Source organism: Corynebacterium sp. HMSC071F07 (assembly GCF_001810285.1).
GTDB lineage: Bacteria > Actinomycetota > Actinomycetes > Mycobacteriales > Mycobacteriaceae > Corynebacterium > Corynebacterium simulans.
In genome coordinates, this window is sequence record NZ_KV800697.1 from 74,008 (window position 1) to 91,458 (window position 17,451).

General features: G+C 62.0%; 19 protein-coding genes. 13 read left to right on the top strand and 6 right to left on the bottom strand.

Translation table 11 applies throughout. The features are described 5' to 3' along the window. Genes HMPREF2724_RS03320 through HMPREF2724_RS03345 form a run of 6 tightly spaced genes read left to right on the top strand, consistent with a single transcriptional unit; the run spans position 1 to position 4,742 of the window. Positions 1-501, top strand: a complete 501-nt coding sequence (locus HMPREF2724_RS03320; RefSeq protein ID WP_070432320.1) for a Na(+)/H(+) antiporter subunit C — start codon at positions 1-3, stop codon at positions 499-501. Further along, positions 494-2,266, top strand: coding sequence for a Na+/H+ antiporter subunit D (locus HMPREF2724_RS03325; protein WP_070587156.1), 1,773 nt, complete (start codon positions 494-496; stop codon positions 2,264-2,266). Before HMPREF2724_RS03320 ends, HMPREF2724_RS03325 begins: the two co-directional genes overlap by 8 nt. Further along, positions 2,266-2,784: a Na+/H+ antiporter subunit E gene (locus HMPREF2724_RS03330; RefSeq protein ID WP_070455280.1), complete on the top strand. Its 519-nt coding sequence runs from the start codon at positions 2,266-2,268 to the stop codon at positions 2,782-2,784. The genes HMPREF2724_RS03325 and HMPREF2724_RS03330 overlap by 1 nt, the downstream gene beginning before the upstream one ends. Then, positions 2,784-3,056: a monovalent cation/H+ antiporter complex subunit F gene (locus HMPREF2724_RS03335; protein WP_061924789.1), complete on the top strand. Its 273-nt coding sequence runs from the start codon at positions 2,784-2,786 to the stop codon at positions 3,054-3,056. Before HMPREF2724_RS03330 ends, HMPREF2724_RS03335 begins: the two co-directional genes overlap by 1 nt. Then, positions 3,056-3,436: a monovalent cation/H(+) antiporter subunit G gene (locus HMPREF2724_RS03340; RefSeq protein WP_061924793.1), complete on the top strand. Its 381-nt coding sequence runs from the start codon at positions 3,056-3,058 to the stop codon at positions 3,434-3,436. The genes HMPREF2724_RS03335 and HMPREF2724_RS03340 overlap by 1 nt, the downstream gene beginning before the upstream one ends. A 19-nt stretch (positions 3,437-3,455) precedes the next feature. Beyond that, a complete protein-coding gene (locus tag HMPREF2724_RS03345) occupies positions 3,456-4,742 on the top strand; it encodes a glycosyltransferase 87 family protein (RefSeq protein ID WP_083286022.1) in 1,287 nt (428 codons plus the stop codon). A gap of 17 nt (positions 4,743-4,759) precedes the next feature. Here the strand turns inward: HMPREF2724_RS03345 and HMPREF2724_RS03350 are convergent, their stop codons facing one another. The 3 genes from HMPREF2724_RS03350 to HMPREF2724_RS03360 all read right to left on the bottom strand — a co-directional run bounded on the left by HMPREF2724_RS03350 (position 4,760) and on the right by HMPREF2724_RS03360 (position 7,061). Then, a complete protein-coding gene (locus tag HMPREF2724_RS03350) occupies positions 4,760-5,896 on the bottom strand; it encodes a glutamate--cysteine ligase (protein WP_070455282.1) in 1,137 nt (378 codons plus the stop codon). Between the two features lie 107 nt (positions 5,897-6,003). Continuing rightward, entirely contained in the window at positions 6,004-6,780 is a 777-nt protein-coding gene (locus HMPREF2724_RS03355; protein WP_070455284.1) for a LytR C-terminal domain-containing protein, read from the bottom strand. A 17-nt stretch (positions 6,781-6,797) separates the two neighbouring features. Beyond that, positions 6,798-7,061 (bottom strand): DUF3263 domain-containing protein, encoded by a 264-nt coding sequence (locus HMPREF2724_RS03360; RefSeq protein ID WP_062039327.1) that lies wholly within the window; start codon positions 7,059-7,061, stop codon positions 6,798-6,800. Positions 7,062-7,077: 16 nt separating this feature from the next. Here HMPREF2724_RS03360 and HMPREF2724_RS03365 point away from each other — a divergent pair, with 16 nt between their 5' ends. Genes HMPREF2724_RS03365 through HMPREF2724_RS03380 form a run of 4 tightly spaced genes read left to right on the top strand, consistent with a single transcriptional unit; the run spans position 7,078 to position 10,855 of the window. Beyond that, positions 7,078-7,704, top strand: coding sequence for a peptide deformylase (locus HMPREF2724_RS03365; protein ID WP_061924803.1), 627 nt, complete (start codon positions 7,078-7,080; stop codon positions 7,702-7,704). Between the two features lie 42 nt (positions 7,705-7,746). Continuing rightward, positions 7,747-8,556 carry a GNAT family N-acetyltransferase, cg3035/Rv0428c family gene (locus HMPREF2724_RS03370; RefSeq protein WP_070587158.1) on the top strand — a complete coding sequence of 270 codons (810 nt, stop codon included), beginning with the start codon at positions 7,747-7,749 and terminating at the stop codon, positions 8,554-8,556. Between the two features lie 3 nt (positions 8,557-8,559). Next, the gene (locus HMPREF2724_RS03375) at positions 8,560-9,369 is read left to right on the top strand and encodes an exodeoxyribonuclease III (RefSeq protein ID WP_062037049.1); all 810 of its coding nucleotides are present in this window, start codon (positions 8,560-8,562) and stop codon (positions 9,367-9,369) included. Positions 9,370-9,385: 16 nt separating this feature from the next. Further along, complete coding sequence (locus tag HMPREF2724_RS03380) at positions 9,386-10,855, top strand: phospholipase D-like domain-containing protein (protein ID WP_070587160.1); 1,470 nt, start codon at positions 9,386-9,388, stop codon at positions 10,853-10,855. Positions 10,856-11,137: 282 nt separating this feature from the next. Here HMPREF2724_RS03380 and HMPREF2724_RS03385 read toward each other — a convergent pair whose 3' ends face one another. Genes HMPREF2724_RS03385 through HMPREF2724_RS03395 form a run of 3 tightly spaced genes read right to left on the bottom strand, consistent with a single transcriptional unit; the run spans position 11,138 to position 13,419 of the window. After that, positions 11,138-11,905 carry an ABC transporter permease gene (locus tag HMPREF2724_RS03385; protein WP_062044454.1) on the bottom strand — a complete coding sequence of 256 codons (768 nt, stop codon included), beginning with the start codon at positions 11,903-11,905 and terminating at the stop codon, positions 11,138-11,140. Between the two features lie 14 nt (positions 11,906-11,919). Beyond that, positions 11,920-12,879 carry an ABC transporter ATP-binding protein gene (locus HMPREF2724_RS03390; protein ID WP_070587164.1) on the bottom strand — a complete coding sequence of 320 codons (960 nt, stop codon included), beginning with the start codon at positions 12,877-12,879 and terminating at the stop codon, positions 11,920-11,922. Positions 12,880-12,909: 30 nt separating this feature from the next. Beyond that, positions 12,910-13,419 carry an NUDIX domain-containing protein gene (locus tag HMPREF2724_RS03395; RefSeq protein WP_070587167.1) on the bottom strand — a complete coding sequence of 170 codons (510 nt, stop codon included), beginning with the start codon at positions 13,417-13,419 and terminating at the stop codon, positions 12,910-12,912. Between the two features lie 97 nt (positions 13,420-13,516). Between HMPREF2724_RS03395 and HMPREF2724_RS03400 the strand changes: the two genes are divergently transcribed. The 3 genes from HMPREF2724_RS03400 to HMPREF2724_RS03410 all read left to right on the top strand — a co-directional run. Further along, a complete protein-coding gene (locus HMPREF2724_RS03400; protein ID WP_210386635.1) occupies positions 13,517-14,977 on the top strand; it encodes a hypothetical protein in 1,461 nt (486 codons plus the stop codon). Further along, a complete protein-coding gene (locus HMPREF2724_RS03405) occupies positions 14,977-15,984 on the top strand; it encodes a glutamate ABC transporter substrate-binding protein (protein WP_070587169.1) in 1,008 nt (335 codons plus the stop codon). Before HMPREF2724_RS03400 ends, HMPREF2724_RS03405 begins: the two co-directional genes overlap by 1 nt. Positions 15,985-15,987: 3 nt before the next feature. Then, on the top strand, positions 15,988-17,451 hold a 1,464-nt coding region (locus HMPREF2724_RS03410; protein WP_141748327.1), incomplete at its 3' end, for a serine/threonine-protein kinase.

Sequence of the window (17,451 nt, forward strand, 5' to 3'; positions counted from 1 at the left end):
ATGGAAGCAAACCTGTTCCTTCTCCTCGCCGCGGGCGTGCTGTGCGGTACCGGCGTCTACCTCATGCTGGACCGCGTGATGACCAAGATGCTGCTGGGCATTTTGCTGCTCGGTAACGGCGCTAACCTGCTCATGCTGCAGGCCGGCGGCAAGGCGGGTTCGCCGCCTATCGACGGCCGCGAGACCGCCCAGTATGGCGATCAAATCGCCGATCCCTTGGCCCAAGGCATGATTCTGACGGCCATCGTCATTTCCATGGCACTGACCGGCTTCATCCTGACCCTGGCCTACCGCCAGTACCGCTACCGCACCGCCGACGTCATTGAGGATGACGCGGAAGATACCGCGATTGCAGCGATGGCCACCCGCCCTGGCAACGCCGCGGCGGCACCGGACCACGATGCTTCCAATGACCCAACCACCGGCCGCGCCACCAAGCAGGGCGACGCCTTTGGCCCCAACTTTTTCGAAGAGCCAGTAAAGGAGGCAAACGATGACTGAGACGCTGCTTCCGCTGGTTAACTTCCTGCTGCCCTATACCGGCTTCCTCATCCCCATGCCGGTGATAATCCCGGCACTGGCTGCGGCCCTGACCATGCTGTGCGCACGCTTTACCGGCGTGCAGCGCCAGATCGCATTCTTCTCGCTGCTGTTGCTCGCCGCCGCGAACGCACTGCTGATCTTCATCGCCGATACGGCCGGAATTCAAACGCTCCAGGTGGGCGGCTGGGACGCGCCGGTGGGCATCACGCTGGTGGCTGACCGCCTTTCCGCCGTGATGCTGTTTACCTCGTCCGTAGTGCTGTTTTCGGTGATGTGGTACGCCATCTCGCAGGGTATTCGCGACGGTTCCAAGGACGAGCCGGTGGCGGTCTTCCTGCCCACGTACATGCTGCTAACCATGGGCGTGAACGTGTCCTTCTTGGCAGGCGATCTCTTCAACCTCTACGTCGGCTTTGAGATCTTCCTCGTGGCTTCCTACGTGCTGCTGACGCTGGGCGCTTCCCCGGCGCGTGTGCGCGCGGGCGTGGGCTACGTGATGGTCTCGATGGCTTCCTCGCTGATCTTCGTGCTGACGCTGGGCTATATCTACGCCGCGGTCGGCACCATGAACATGGCGCAGATCGGCATGCGCATGGAGGAAATCCCGGCCGGTACCCGCACCGCTATTTTCTCGGTGCTGCTCATCGCCTTCGGCATCAAAGCCGCCGTCTTCCCGCTGGAGGCGTGGCTGCCGGACTCCTACCCCACCGCACCTTCGCTGGTGACGGCAGTCTTCGCGGGCTTGCTCACCAAGGTCGGCGTCTACGCGATTATCCGCGCCCGCACCTCTATCTTAACCGCCGGCGGGCTGGACCAGCTGCTCATGTGGGTTGCCCTCGCCACGATGCTGGTGGGTATCTTGGGCGCCATCGCGCAGTCCGACATCAAGCGTCTTTTGTCATTTACCTTGGTCAGCCACATCGGCTACATGATTTTCGGCGTCTCGCTGGGCACTGCCGAGGGCCTGTCCGGCGCCATCTTCTACGCCGTGCACCACATTCTGGTCCAGACCGCACTGTTCCTGGTGGTCGGCCTCATCGAGCGCCAGGCCGGCACCTCTTCCCTGCGGCGCCTGGGCTCGCTGATTTATACCGCTCCGCTCATCGCCATCTTGTATTTCATTCCGGCAATGAACCTGGGCGGCATCCCGCCATTTTCCGGATTCCTAGGCAAGGTCATCCTCCTGCAGGCCGGCGCCAACGAGGGTTCCTGGCAGGCCTGGGTGGTCATCGGCGGTGCCGTAGTGACCTCCCTGCTTACCCTCTACGTCATGGTTTTGGTCTGGTCCAAGGGCTTCCTGCGTGACCGCGCCGACGCCCCGGAAGGCAACATCGTGATGGCGCATCCATCGCCGCTTTCCGACGTCACGGATGTCGTCGAATTCGACGAGCGCCAAGACGTCGGCCGCGTGCCCTTTGGCATGCTGGCTTCCACCTGCCTGCTGGTGCTGGCCTCGGTGTCCATCACCTTCCTGGCCGGCCCGATCTCCGGCGTGACCAGCCGCGCCGCCGAGTCTGCGCAGGATGATTCCATCTACCGCTACGCGGTCCTGGGCGATAACGCAGATAACCCCACCCGGCACAAGAACCAGAAGGATCGCTACACCAACGAGCAGGATTCTTTTGAAGTACGCCGTGGGCCCATCAAGGACCCAGCTCCGGCGGTAGAAACTGCGCCTCAGGAACAGCCCAAATCACAACCCACCGAAAGCGAGGCGAAGTAATGAAATTTGCTGGACTCCGCCACCGCTTCCGCCCCTGGTTCATCGCGTGGATCACCGCCATGTGGTGCCTACTCATGGGCGAGGTCACCGTAGCCAACCTAGTTGGCGGACTACTGGTGGGCCTGTTCGTGGTGCTTGCGCTGCCACTGCCTGCCATGCCGATTGCCGAGCTGAAGGTCTCCTGGGGCAAGCTAGCCTTATTCATGGTGGGCTGGACCATCGACTTATTCCACGCCTCGTTCAAGGTGGCCTGGCTGGCGGTGCGCCCGCAAGATCCACCGAAGACGGCCATCCTCGAGCTGCCGATGCGCCTGGACAGCGAGTTTATCTTGTCTCTGGCGGTTAGCCTGTACAACCTGCAGCCAGGCGGCACGGTAACCGACATCGACATCGCCAACCGCATGCTGACCATCCACGTCCTGGACGCGGCGTCGGAAACCGCTTTAGAGCGCGAAATCGCGAACGTCGCGGGGCTCGAAGCAAGCATGATTGAGATTTTTGAAAGGAGCCACCCCTAATGGATCCCCAGCTTTATGACATTCTTCTGGGCGTTGCCGCCGGCATCTTGGTCGTGGCCTTCCTGATTACCACCTGGCGGATTATCACCGGCCCGAATTCGCTGGACCGCCTGGTGGGCATGGACGGGTTCGTGGCCATGTTCCAATGCGCGATGGCCGCCTATATTTGTTGGACGCTGAACACCTCGGTGGTCTCCGCGATGCTGGTCGTGGCCCTTTTGGGATTTATCTCCACCGTGTCTGTCACCAGATTCCGAAAGAGGGATGCCTAGTGAGCTATCACCTTTTCGCCGACATCATCTCGATCATCTTGATCCTCGCCGGTGCGCTTTTGGTGCTGGCAGCCGCAATCGGCGTCGCGCGCTTTCCCGACACCATGTCGCGCGTGCATGCCATTTCTAAGCCGCAAACGACAGGTCTCATCTTGAGCATCCTGGGTGCATTCTTCCGCGTCACCGGCGCAGATTCCTTCGGCCCGGCAGAGCGTGGTGATCTGGGAATCCTGTTGTTGCTGGTACTGTTTGCCATGATTACGAGTCCCGTTACGGCGCAGCGCACTTCCCGAATCGCGCGCCGTGAGGGCCTCTACGGGTCGCCGGAACTGATGTCCCGAAACGACAAACCAGCAACCCGTGCTTTGCGTAAAAAATAACCTTTGAAGGGAACAGCAGGTGAAAAAGCTCTACGGCTTGCCCACGTTGGCTACTGTCCTGACGGCCTTCGCCGCCTTCGTGATTTACCGCTTCAACGTCTCGGATGAGCGCGGGCGCGCCTTCTTTGGCAGGATTCCTTTCGACCTGAAGATCTACCAGCTCGCCGGCGCCGACGTGAAGGCGGGCGGCGATCTTTACGACGCCCCGTATATCCACAACTTTCCTTTCACCTACCCGCCGTTTGCAGGCTGGTTCTTCGAGTGGATGGCTGGTTTTTCCGACCATGGCCTGATGGTGACTTGGCAGTGGATCACGGGCATCGCTCTTTTCGCCGTTATCATGCTGGTCATCCGCGAGCGTGGCTACAAGATGGGCCCAGCCTCTTGGTTCGTAGGCCTCGCGCTGCTTATAAGCAGCTTGGCTACTGATCCGGTAAACGGCACCTTCTTCTATGGCCAGATCAACATCCTTTTGATGTTCCTGGTCTCCCTCGACCTGCTACCGCGTAAGTTGCGCCTGCCTGGCATCGGCATCGGCCTTGCCGCTGGCATGAAGCTAACGCCTGCTTTCATGGGCCTGGTTTTGTTATTCCAGAAGCGCTGGTGGTCCGCCTTCGCTTGCGTGTTTACCTTCTTCTTTACCGTCTACGTGGGCGTGCAGACCATCCCCGATGCCTGGGATTTCTGGACGGATAAGATGTTCAATTCTGATCGCGTGGGCAACCTGGACCACCCCGGCGCGAAGTCATTGCGCTCGATCATCGCGCGTCTCAACGGCGAAGAGAACACCGCGCTGTGGGTCCTGGCCGTGGTCATCGTGGTGATGGTGACCATGCTGGCGCTGCGCACCGCCTGGATCAATAAGAATTCCTCCGCCGCGCTGGCGCTGGCGGGCTTGGCCACCTGCTTGGTCTCGCCTTTTTCCTGGTACCACCACTTCGTCTGGGTAGTACCGCTCGGCGTATGGGTGATGCTGGCGGTCAATGAGGCCGTCGGCAAGCGTCTGCCCTCCTTCTGGGGTGCGCAGCTGGCGGGCCTGGCATCCTTCGTGGCGTTGCTGCTCGTGGAGCTGCCCTTCGTCTCCCCACCGGTGTGGCGCTTGATGTCCTCCCATGGCCTAGAGGCCATGGAGAACCTGCATCCGTGGGCATGGCTGCTGTGGCCTTTTGCATGCTTCCTCTACATCGCGGTTTATGGCATTTGGGGGTGCTTCCCGCACGGCAAGCCATCCGGCAAGCATGCCGCACGCCAGAGTAACGTGGCGGACTACCCCACCGACGTGCGCATTCCGGTAGTGCGCAAGTAGGCCGAGCCTTGAGGGGCCTAGAGCGGACGGAGGCTATCCATCTCCTTACTCGTGGCCTCCACGACCTTCTGCCAGCTGCCGGTCTCCTCGTAGAGGCGGCGCTGGCGTTCATAGCCGGCCCCGCGCTCGATGATTTCGTGGATGAGCTGCAGCTCGGCCTCGCAGCCCAGCTCGCGAGACAGAGGAGTTAGCTCCTCGACCAAGTCAACCAACTCGTCTTTGACCCAGCGTTCATCCGTTGCGCGAGAGGTAATTACCAAGGCGTTCATGCCATAGCGGGCGGCGCGCCACTTATTCTCAGCCACGTGCCACGGCTGCAGCGTGGGCAGCTCCTGATCTGTATCAAGCATGCGGTCATAGTGGACCACCAAGCAATGCGTGAGCGCGACGATGGCCGAAAGTTCGCGGAGATTAGATGAGGCATCCGAGATCCGCACCTCGATGGTGCCCCACTTTGCCGCCGGGCGAATATCGAAGTGCATCGAGCCGGTGTGGTTGATAACGCCGGAGATGGCTTGATCCCGCATATAGTCCTGCCACTCGCGCCAATCCGCAAACTGATAAGGCATGCCGGCGGTGGGCAGCTGCTGATAGAGCATGGTGCGGTTGGAAGCATAACCAGTATCCATGCCCTCCCAGCCTGGCGAGCAGGCAGAGATTGCAAGCAGGTGCGGATACTTGGTCATCAGCGCATTGATGATGGGCCACACGCGGTCTTCGTGGCGGATACCCACGTGCACGTGGGTTCCCCACAGCAGCATCTGCTTGCCCCAGTACTGGGTGCGGTTGATGATTTCGGAGTAGCTTGCCTTCTCCGAGACAGGGTTCTCGCGGTAGTCCGTGAAAGGGTGCCCGCCGGAGGCCCACAGGGCCACGCCCATTCCTTGAGCAGCGGCACGCACATGCTCTAGCTTGTGCGACAAATCCGCGATTGCTTCCGGCACCGTGTGGCAAATTCCGGTGACCAGTTCCACGGTGTTTTGGAGGAATTCCTTCTCCAGCTGGATTTCGGGCGTGGCCGCCTGCACGCGTTCAATCAGCTCGGCGCCGCGCGGGACCAGATCCCAAGAGTGCGGATCGACGAGGGCTACTTCCCATTCAACGCCCAAGGTGGGCCCGGCCGAACGGGTGAAGGATTCTTCCGGGATGTTCACCCTTGTGAGTCTATCCGCAGCAAGGCCCAGCTAGAGCATTTTCTTATACATTAAATGCACGGTGGATTTTGTCTTCGATTCCACCGTGCATCTATCTTGCGAATCTTTTAGGCCTGCGGGATGGCCAGAACTGCAACGACTGCGTTGCCCTTGGTGAATTCAGCCTTGAGCTCTGCCGGGTACTCGGCGATGGCACCCTCCGGGATGGACTGCGCGCCGTAGAACTGCGCTGCGGTCTCGCGTGCGAGGCTCTCTGCGTCCTTATCGCCTGCCGGGAAGTAGACGGTGGTCTGCGGAACGGTGAGGATATCACCAGCTAGGTTGCCCACCTCGCCGATCTTGAAGCCCTTCTCCTTCAGCTTGTCTGCCTGCTCCGCAGCGAAGTTCGCGCGGCCGGAGTTATTAAAGACGTTGACCGGGATGTCCTTGGCGGCGCGCTCGGCACCCGCAGCGCTTTCTGCACCTACAGCGCCAGCAGCGCCGGCAGCGGCACCGTCCTTGTTGGCTGCCTCGCGGCCGGCTACATCCTGGCCTTCCTTGGCAGGCTGTCCGGCTGCGTCTTGGCCAGCCTTGGCATCCTGCGTGCCCCGCGCGGCACTGCCGGCAGCACCCGGCTGCGCAGATGGGCCGCCCTGTGCGCCGGGCTCGCCCTCGGCGGGAGCCGGCAGCGTGGCGACGCCGGTGCTGCCGGTCTGGGCAGTATCGGTGGAGTCTTTGGAGGTCAGCGTGTAAAGGCCCCACATGCCGAGCATGACAGCAACGGCAATGAGCACCATTGCGAAGCCGCGCAGCGGCAGGCCGCTAGACGAGCTGCGGTGCGCACCCGCCTGTTTGCTCGGCGTGGAGGTGGATTCTGCTGCTTTATCTGAATTCACATTAGTCACAGCAGCAACCCTAGTCTCTAATTAGGGAAATCTGGTGCATCCTCCCGCGCGGCGCGCCGCACCTCCTGACGGCCGTCCCGCACGCGCCGCAAGCGCGCAACCAGCACCGGATAGGCCTCGGCGGCAGCGGGGGCGTCGAGAAGCACGTTCAAGCGCTGGTGATAACGCACCGGCGAGATATCCAGCTCCGCGCGAATGGCCTCTTCCTTAGGCCCGATACCGCGCGGGGCATGCGATTCGAACTCCAAAATGGCCGCGTCTAGGTCTGACAAGGATTGCATGCCTAAACTGTAGGGCATGACTATTCGCCCCATCGTTATCCACGGCGACCCGGTTCTGCACAATCCCACCGAGCCGGTCACTGAGCCCATCGACTCCCCAGAGCTGCAGCAGCTCATCGCCGACATGTACGAGACCATGGACGTCGCCCATGGCGTCGGCCTTGCCGCCAACCAGGTAGGAGTGAACAAGCGCCTGTTTGTCTACCACTGCCCTGACACCGACGGCCCAAACGGTAGCGCCAAGCAGCTTGGTGCTGGAGAAAGCGGCATGCGCAAGGGCTGCGTCATCAACCCGGTGCTGGAGACCTCCGAGATTCCCGAGGGCATGCCTGCCGACGACGGCTCCGAGGACGAAGGCTGCCTCTCCGTGCCCGGTGAGGGCTTCCCCACCGGCCGCGCCGACTGGGCCCGCGTTACAGGCAAGGACGAGCACGGCAACGACATTTCCATCGAAGGATATGGATTCTTCGCGCGCATGCTCCAGCACGAGACCGGCCACCTGGACGGCTACGTCTACACCGACGTGCTCACCGGCCGCTTCAAGCGCCAGGCCAAGAAGACCATCAAGCGCAACGGTTGGACCGAGGCCGGCTGGACCTGGATGCCAGGCGAGGACGAGGATCCCTTCGGCCACGGCGCGTAAATAGACTGCACCCCTAATCGCCCCTAATCGCCCTTAATCGACATGAGCTATATCTTCCGTTCTGATGCCGTCAGCGTCGGCGACCGCGTGGTTGCCCGGCGCGAATTCGGCGGCACCCACTCCGATGTCATCGGCCATGTGCTGAGCACCTCACCGCTTGTCATCCGGCCGCAGGCGGTGGGTGGCTACCCTTCCGACTTGGAGGCGGTGGAAATCCCCGCCGAGCAGCTGAAGATCATCAAGAAGCTCTCGCCGCGCACGGTGCGCAACTCCGAAATCCGCGCCGTCGAGGTGGCAGCCGCGGCAGCGCGCGGCGGGACGAAAGTCTGGACCAATGATGGCCAATGGCTCATGCGCTTCGGCGAAGGCACCGATTCCGCCATTCCTCTGGGCCCCTCCGCAGGTTTCATGCCCGCGCCCATGGAAGAAATCGACGCCTTCTACGCCGAGCACAACCTGCCCACCCGCCTGGCCATCCCGGAGCGCATCGGCAAGGCGGCATTGCGCGTACTCGATAACGAGCCCGCGGCATGGCAGCTCAAGCCCGAGGTCCTCGTGTTTACCCGCTCCCTAGACACTGCGAGCGCCGAGCCGCACCTTGACTCCGCGCTTTTCGACGCCACGCTCAGCCAATCCGGCGACGAGCGCGTGTGGCTGGGAATCTCGCTGCTTGGAAACGCCACCCCCTCACAGCTGGAGGCGCTTTTGGCCTGGGGCAAAGCAAACGGTGCGGAGAATGCATTCGTGGAGGTGGAGGCGTCGGAAAGCGCAGCGTTGGCCCTGCTTAGTGAAGTCGGGTTTTTAGAACACCATCGCCGTGGGTATGCCGTGCGCAAAGGCGGTACCCTGTAGTCCATGCGCATAGCCACATGGAACATCAACTCGGTCCGCACCCGCGTGCAGCGGGCGGTAGACCTGCTGGCCAAACACGACATCGACGTGTTGTGCCTGCAGGAGACCAAGGTTGCCGACGATAAGTTCCCCGTTATGGAATTCGAAGCCGCCGGCTACCACGTCACCCATCACGGGCTGAACCAGTGGAACGGCGTGGCCATCGTCTCCAAGGCGGAGCCGGAGGAAGTCTTCTACTCCTTCCCCGGCCAGCCAGGCTTTGCCAAGGACCCAGAAAAGCCGCAGGATTTGGAAGCCCGTGCGGTGGGCGCGCGGATTCGCGGCGTAGAGATCTGGTCGCTCTATGTGCCCAATGGCCGCGAAATCACCGACCGCCACTACGACTACAAGCTGCGCTTCCTCTACGCGCTGGCGCACTACAGCGAGAGCCGCGCGCAGTCGAAGCTGCTGCTCACCGGCGATTTCAACATTGCCCCGCGCGATGAGGACGTCTGGGATATCGAGGCCTTCCGCGGCAAGACCCACGTTACGGAGCCAGAGCGTGCGGCCTTCCAGATGCTGGAGGAGGCAGGCCTTGAGGAGGTTACGCGGCGTTTTACGGAAGAGCAGCGCTGGACCTACTTTGACTACAAGTCGATGCGCTTTCAGAAGAACGAGGGCATGCGCATCGATTTCCAGCTGGCCTCGAAGTCCTTGGCCGCGACGGTGAAAACTGCGCAGGTAGACATGGTAGAACGCGCCGGCGACAAGACCTCTGACCACTGCCCGCTGCTGGCAGATTTCGATCTGCCTGACTTCGATTCGGTGCGTTAGGAGCACCTACCGGGGCATGGACTTCTCACTAAACATCGATCTTTCTTTCTGGCAGCTGTTTTTCCTCATCTTGGACTACGGCATCAAAATCTTGGCCATCGGATTTGTGCCCGAAGGCCGCCGACCCTCGAGCTCCACGGCCTGGCTGCTGGCTATTTTGCTGCTGCCCATCGTGGGCCTGCCGCTGTTTTTGCTGATGGGCTCGCCATATATCAATCGCCGCCGCCACCGCATCCAGCAGGAGGCCCATGACCTGATGGAAGACGTCACGGCGAGTACGCCGAATCATCCGCTGGGCAGGCTTTCTCCGGAGGTGGAATCCGTCATTGCGCTCAATCGCAATCTGACGGGTTTCCCGGCGCTCGTGGGCCACAATCGGGGCATTTACGCCGACTACGACGAGGCAATACGCGCGATTTCCGACGCCGTCGACCGCGCCGAGAAGTACGTCTACATCGAGATTTATATCCAATCCTGGGATGAGGCCACCGATGTCTTCTACCAGGCTCTCAAACGCGCCCGCTCGCGGGGCGTGGAAGTCAAGCTGCTTTTAGACCAGATTGGCAGCCTGAAGTACCACGGCTATTGGAAATTCGGCCGGCGCCTAACCGCCATCGGCGTCGACTGGCACTTGATGCTGCCACTGCAGCTGCACAAGTTCCGCTTCCGCCGCCCTGACCTGCGCAACCACCGCAAATTGGTCATCATCGACGGCCAAACGGGCTTTCTGGGCTCGATGAACATGATTAAGCGCAGCTACCGCACCAAAGACCGCTACTGGGTGGACTACATGGTAGAGCTCACCGGCCCGGTGGTTACCTCCATGTCGGCGGTCTTTGCGGTGGACTGGTACCTGGAATCAGAAGAAGCACTTTCCTTGGAGCCGCTGCCTTACGACGACGCGGACACCGAGGACTCCAACTTCCTCCAGCTCATCCCGTCGGGCCCGGGTTACACCACGGAGCCGAACCTGCGCATGTTCAACTCACTGGTGCACCACGCCAAAGACCGCCTGGTAATGGTTTCGCCTTATTTCGTGCCCGATGAATCTTTGATGGAGGCGGTCACCACTGCCTGCTATCGCGGCGTGGACGTGGAGCTTTATGTCTCGGCCAAGGCGGACCAGTTCATGGTCAACCACGCGCAGTCCTCCTACTACCAGGCACTTTTGGAGGCAGGGGTGCGGATCTTCCAATTCCCAGAGCCTTTCGTGCTGCATTCGAAGTTCATCATGACGGACCCAGACGAGCCGGGCCGCCACCCGCTGTGCATGTTCGGCTCCTCGAATATGGACATGCGTTCTTTCGGTTTGAACTACGAATCCACGATGCTGGTGGCCAAGGGCAACTTATTGGCGGAGTTTAACCAGCTTGCTAGCAACTACCGCGCGGTGTGCCATGAGCTGACCTTGGAGGAATGGAACGAGCGCGGCTTCGTGCGCCGTTACATGGACAACGTGATGCGCCTGACCTCGGCGCTGCAATAGCGCCACCGGCACCGTCAGCGCCGCCTGGGCCGCCCTCCCCCGCACACTGCCTGCGCTCCCGTCGCGTTTGGCCCCTTCCCCACTAAATACCCAGACCTGGAAATGCAGCTCTCTGCTGGAATGAGGGGCGTCGGCAAGCGCAGCGATCCACGAACAGGAGGTCTGGGTTTTCAGCCCTGGGTAGATAGCCAAATGGTGAGGAAGCACGCTGCAAATGGCGACGAGTGACAAAAGGCGCTGTTGAAGACAACAGCGCCAATGTAGCCAGGAGTGGCCAAGAGATCATGCGTCTCGCTTTTCAAGCACGAAGACGCCGAGGATCCACAGCGCTACCGCCCAAACGATGAAGACGATGGCGCTTCCCGCCGAGGAGTCCCATGGGACGTTTTCCGGCACAGTGTCCGAAGCCCAGTTGCCGAAGGCGGAAAATGGCATGTAGGGGATGAGGTCGTCGCCGACCTTCGGCAGCAGGCGCACGACGTTCTCAATGCCCAGGTAGAGAATCAGGGACAGTGCCACGGTGCCAGCGGTCTGGCGCAGCAGCCAGCCCAAGCCCTGCACAAAGATCACGACCATAAAGCCCAGCAGAGGTAAGAGCCACAGTGCGCGCTTGCCGCCGTCTTCTTCGAAAGGCTTGTAGATGTCCGCGATTTCCTTGGATGCGGAAAGGTCCGAGACAAAGTAAATCAGCACCAGCGCCAGGAACAGGATGACTGCGGCAATAACCGCGTACATCAGGAGCTTGACCAGCGCCACGATGGAGCGATTCGGATTCGCCATGAAGACCGTGGACTGCAGTCCGAAGCGGTATTCGGTGGTCACGATCATGATGGCCTGGATCATGATGATCGGGATGCCCAGCATCAGCAGGATGGAGTTCATGCCCTCGGCAGTAAGCGGGCTAATCGGCATCGCTGGGTCCATCTCAGCGTTGAGACCGTTGAACAGCGCCCACAGGAAGGACAGGAGAAAAATCAGGCCGGTGGTCCAGTAGAAGGACTTGGTGGTGCGCAGCTTGGTCCACTCGGCGCGGAGGGTATTGATAATCACTTTTAGCATTCCTCCTATGCGGCAGGCTGGTTAGGCTGGTTCGGCTGCCCAGCACCTGGGGTGCTGGCGTGGTACTGCACGTCCTCGCCGGTCATGCGCATGAACGCATCCTCCAGCGAAGCGCGCTTCAGGCTTAGCTCGTTGAGCGGAACGCCTGTGGAATATGCCAGCTGGCCGATGAAATCGGTGCTGACGTCATTGATGATGAGGGTCTTGCGACCTTCCTCGTCGCTGCCGTCTGTATAAGCCACGTTGGCCTCACGCAGCGCGCCGCCGAACTCTTCGAGGTGATCGGAGCGCACGATGACTGAGGAATCCGAGTGCTGCTTTACAAAGTCATAGGTGGACTGGCTAGCCACTAGGCGGCCACGGCCGATGACCACGAGGTGGTCTGCGGTCATGGACATCTCCGACAACAGGTGGGAGGAAATCAAGACGGTACGGCCCTCTGCCGCGAGCGCGCGGACCAAGGAGCGAACCCAGCGAATACCTTCTGGGTCGAGGCCGTTGACCGGCTCGTCCAGGATGAGGATTCCCGGGTCACCCAGCAGGGCGCCGGCCAGGCCGAGGCGCTGGCCCATGCCGAGGGAGAAGCCGCCGGCCTTCTTACCGGCGACGTCGGAAAGCCCAACCAGCCCCAGCACCTCATCCACGCGGGAGGTAGGAATGCCGTTGGACTGCGCCATCCACTTCAGGTGGTTGGCCGCGGTGCGGTTCGGGTGCACGGCCTTGGCATCGAGCAGCGCGCCGACCTCCCGCAGCGGGCTCTTCAACTCGCAGTAGGCCTTGCCGTTAATACGGGCCTGGCCCGCCGTGGGGCTATCCAGGCCCAGAATCATGCGCATGGTCGTCGACTTGCCCGCACCGTTCGGACCTAGAAAGCCGGTCACGATGCCTGGCTCCACCTTAAAGGTGAGGTCGTCTACTGCACGGACAGACTTATATTGTTTCGTCAGTCCCTCAACTTCAATCATGCTGTCAAGGGTGCCATAGTTTCTTCTTCCTCACCGAGGTTGGCCCGCGATAAAGGCCCGCAAGGAGGGAATGGCCTCACGAAATGCCCCCAACAGAGGTAATTTTTCCACCTCGTCGAGGTGCACCCAGCGCAGCTCGTTGGACTCCTCGTTGGCAATAACGTCCAACGGCTCATCATCGCGGGTGCGTGCGATGACGGTGGTATAGGTCCAGTTGCCGGGCAGCTCCCCCACTGCGGGATAGGGCCCGGCGGTGACGCGCTCGCCGAGCACCAGGACGTCGGCAGGCGCGATGGCGCATTCCTCCTGCGTTTCTCGCAGTGCAGCCGCAACGGCGCTTTCGTGGAAATCCCGCGCGCCGCCGGGAATGCCCCAGGTGCCGCCGTGGTTGGTCCACTCCGCACGGTGCTGGAGCAGCACGCGCTCGCCGGCAAGGAGGAAAAGCCCGGCCGCGCCAAACTTGCCCCATAGCTTTATCCCGCCCGGGCCGGCTGCCCAGCCATCGCCACTTATGTGCTCTCCTTGCTTCATGGCGCCCATCCTACGATCCTCTCGCTGCATGCGACAGCGTGCAGCGACAGCGCACAGCGGTGGCGTGCATCACCAAAGCGGCGCGGAACTGCGCTATTCTATGGGAATGACTGGCACAGGGTTGGAGGATGCTGCCGCACGTCCCAGCGAGCATCCGGCCGCGCACGAAGCGCATCCAGGCGATCACTGGCTCGACGAAGTCACCGAGCCCGCTACCCCGGCCTTCAACAACGCCACGCAGCTGGCCATGAACTCCTTCGCTGGCCCGGCGCGGTTGGCCCGCCGTCTCTACCACTTCGCGGCCACTACCCCAGGCAAGCTTTTTACCGTCACTGTGATTCTGACGGTGGCGCTCGCCGCCGCCGGCTTGTCGATGTCGAATACTTCCGCCAGCCGCCACGAGGCCTTGGACGAGCTGCTCAATTCCACCGAGCCGATGTCTAACGCGGCGCACCACCTCTACACCAACCTTTCGCTGGCGGATACCGTCGCCACCACGGGCTTCGTCCAGGCGGGCGTGGACTCCGAGATCAACCGCAAGCGCTATAACAAGGCCATCGACGCTGCCTCCGTGGCGGCCACCGAGTCCGTTTTGGGCACCAACACTAACGACGCCCGCATTCGCGAGCTGGTCACCTTTATCCAGCGCGAGCTGCCCGTCTATACCGCCCTGGTGGAAAAGGCGCGAACCAACCACCGCGCGGGCAATGCGGTGGCGAACTCGTATATGTCCAACGCCTCTTCGCTGATGAGTGACAAGATCCTGCCCGCGGCCGCCGAGCTTTTCTCACTCACCACGGCCAAGGTCAAGGAGCAACAGCAGCGCCTGACCAGCCCCCAGTGGGTCCCGCTTTCCGGCTTAGTGGCGGCGCTTTTCTTCCTCTTTGTCGCGCAGTGGTGGCTGTGGCGCCTGACGCGCCGCCGCTTCAACCGTGGCTTCTTGGCCGCCAGCGTGCTGCTCTTCCTGGCGCTTTCCTGGGCCGCGATGGCGAACTTCGCCACCTGGAGCTCCGGCTATCACAGCTTCGAGACGGTCTCCCGTCCGTGGGACTCGCTCACCGCCTCCCGGATTGAGGCCCAGCAGACCCGCACCTCGGAGACCCTGGCGCTGGTCCTGCGCTCCTCCGAGTCCGACATGACGGTGCGCTTTGGCTCGACGGTCTATTCCATCAACCAGGCCCTCGAGGACTACGAAGCCGCGCTTGCCGACAACGACATTCCCGTCACCGATCCCGCCCTCCTGCCAGCCGCACAAAGCGCCACCAAAGAATGGGAGGCCTCGCACGAGGTCTTCATGAACGCGCTTGCCGACGGCCACTATGACGACGCTATCCACGAAGCCACGGCGATTACCCCGGATGGCGCTCCGACCACCGCGAGCTCCTTCAACGACGTGGATTCCGCGCTGGCGGAGCTCATCGGCGAGGCGCGCGTGGCCATGCGCTCCTATCTGGAAGAAGGCCTCAACGCGATGACCATGGTGGCCACGGCCGTATTCTTGCTGACCATGGGCGCTATCATCGCCGTCTGGTTGGGTATTCGTCCGCGACTCCAGGAGTACCTCTAATGGCTCATTCCACTCGCCTTCTAGCCGTCTTATCTGCGGCCGCCCTGTGTGCCGCCTCCTGCGGTGTCCCCGACTTAGGCAGCGAGGAAGAAAGGATTCCGCGCGCTTCCTTAGACGCGGAGGCGGGCCCTCCCCTTCCCGATAACTCCATTTTCGAGCCCGCCGGCAGCGCCGAGCCCCGGCCGGTATTGGACGCGCCGCTGAAGGGCACCTACAAACCGGACGGCAAGAGCGCGAAGGAAAGAATTCCTGCCATTTATAAGCGCGGGCGCATCATCGTCGGCGTGGACCGCTCCAATAACCTGATGAGCTACCGCGACACCGCCACGGGCGAGGTACGTGGTTTTGAGGTGGATATCGCACGCGAGATTGCCCGCGATATCTTCGGCGACCCAGACAAGGTGGACTTCCGCTTCGTCGAGTCCTCAGAGCGCACGAGAGCGCTCAACGATGAAAGCGTGGATATTGTCATTCGCACGATGTCCATTAGCGCCGAGCGTCAGCGTGAGGTTGCGTTCTCCGCGCCGTATATGACCACCAAGGCCCGTCTTTTGGTGCTGACTAGCTCCGGCATCCGCTCCATCGATGACACCGCCGGCAAGACGCTGTGCGCGGTCCAGGGCTCCACCATCGTGGACACCATCCGCCGTGCGGCCTCCACCGCGAATATCCTGCAGACCCGCGCCTGGGGAGACTGCCTCATGGCGCTGCAGCTCAACCAGGTCGACGGCGTGGTGGCTGACGACGCTCTCCTCTCCGGCATGGTGGGCCAAGACTCCTATACCTCGATCGTCGGCGAGCCGCTGACCACGGAGGACTACGGCGTGGCCGTGCGCAAGCCCGATTCCACCCATGATTCGCGGCCGCTGCTGCGCCAGGTCAATTCCACCCTGGAGCGCATCCACAGCGACGGCACCTGGGACAAGCTTTTTGATCGCTGGCTCGGTGACTACCTGGCCAAGCCGGCTTTGGGCAGCCCTGACTACCTAGACGATGAGGAGGCATAAGCGTTGAGCCCTACTCAAGGCCATAGCTTCAGCGAGGACGAGCTCGACCACTTGGAGCCGGAGAAGCTGGAAGAGCCCAACGAGCGCGCGGATGATCAGGCGACGGCGGCGGTAATGCACACGGCGTCCAGTGCGGCGTCGGCAAGCGCGGCGCATGATGCCACCCAAGCAGTACCCTTCGACCCGTTTGCGGATGAGGAGGGTACCTCGGCCGTGGCCTTCGACCCCTTCGCGGACGAGGACGGTGCGGATGCGGACAGCGACTTCAACGACCCGGATAATATCGGCGCCCTGATTGCGGAGCTGGGGCAGCTGCGTGACCGCCGCAAGCAGGAGGATGCCTCGCAGCGCTCGCGGCGCGCGGCCATCGATACCTTCCGCCAGCGGCGTGCGGCCAAGCGCACCGACCGCGAGGTGGCCGACGGCATGGCGCGCTTGCCTTTCATCGTGCCGCGCAACCCTACGGAGGCGCTCATCGACCCCGCAAAGGAGAAGGTCGCCCCGCCGCAGCTTTCTCCCGGCGATATCGTGGCAGGTCAGTACGAGATTCTGGGCGTTATTGCCCACGGCGGGCTGGGCTGGATTTACCTGGCTAATGACCACTTCGTCTCCGGGCGCATCGTGGTGCTCAAGGGCATGCAGGCGGAAAAGTCATCAGACGAGACCGCCACTGCGGAGGTCGAACGCGAGTTCCTGGCGGATATTACGCACCCGGGAATCGTGAAGATTTTCAACTTCATCGATGACCCCCGCGTGGACGGCGGCTTCATCGTAATGGAGTACGTGGGCGGCCCCTCGCTCAAACAGCGGCGCAACGACCAGGCAGACCACCTGTTCCCGGTCGATACCGCGATTGCCTACATCTTGGAGCTGCTGCCGGCGCTGGACTATCTCCATGCGCGCGGGGCGGTCTACAACGACTTAAAACCTTCGAACATCATCATCACCGAGGACCAGGTCAAGCTGATTGACCTTGGCGCGGTCTCCGGCATCGGCGCCTTCGGGCACATCTACGGCACGAAGGGCTTCCAAGCCCCAGAGATTGCCAAGGATGGCCCCTCGGTAGCCTCGGATATTTACACCATCGGCCGCACGCTGGCCTGCCTGACCTTCCATCTGCCGCAGGAAGACGGCGTCTACTTACCCGGCCTGCCCCCCCCTGCCGACGAGCCGCTGCTGCGCCGCTACCTCTCCTTCTACCGGCTGCTGCTGCGCGCCACGGACCCAGATCCGACCAAGCGCTTTCAGAGCGTATCGCAGCTGCGCAACCAGCTCTTTGGTGTCCTCCGCGAGGTCATCGCCCTGCGCGATGGCGTTCAGCATCCCTCGCAGCACTCGCTGTTTTCCCCACAGCGTACGACCTTCGGCACCAAGCACCTGGTCTTTCGCACGGACCAGCTGATTGACGGCATCGACCGCACCGTGCGTATCACCGCCCCCGAGGTAGTCTCGGCGCTGCCGACGCCC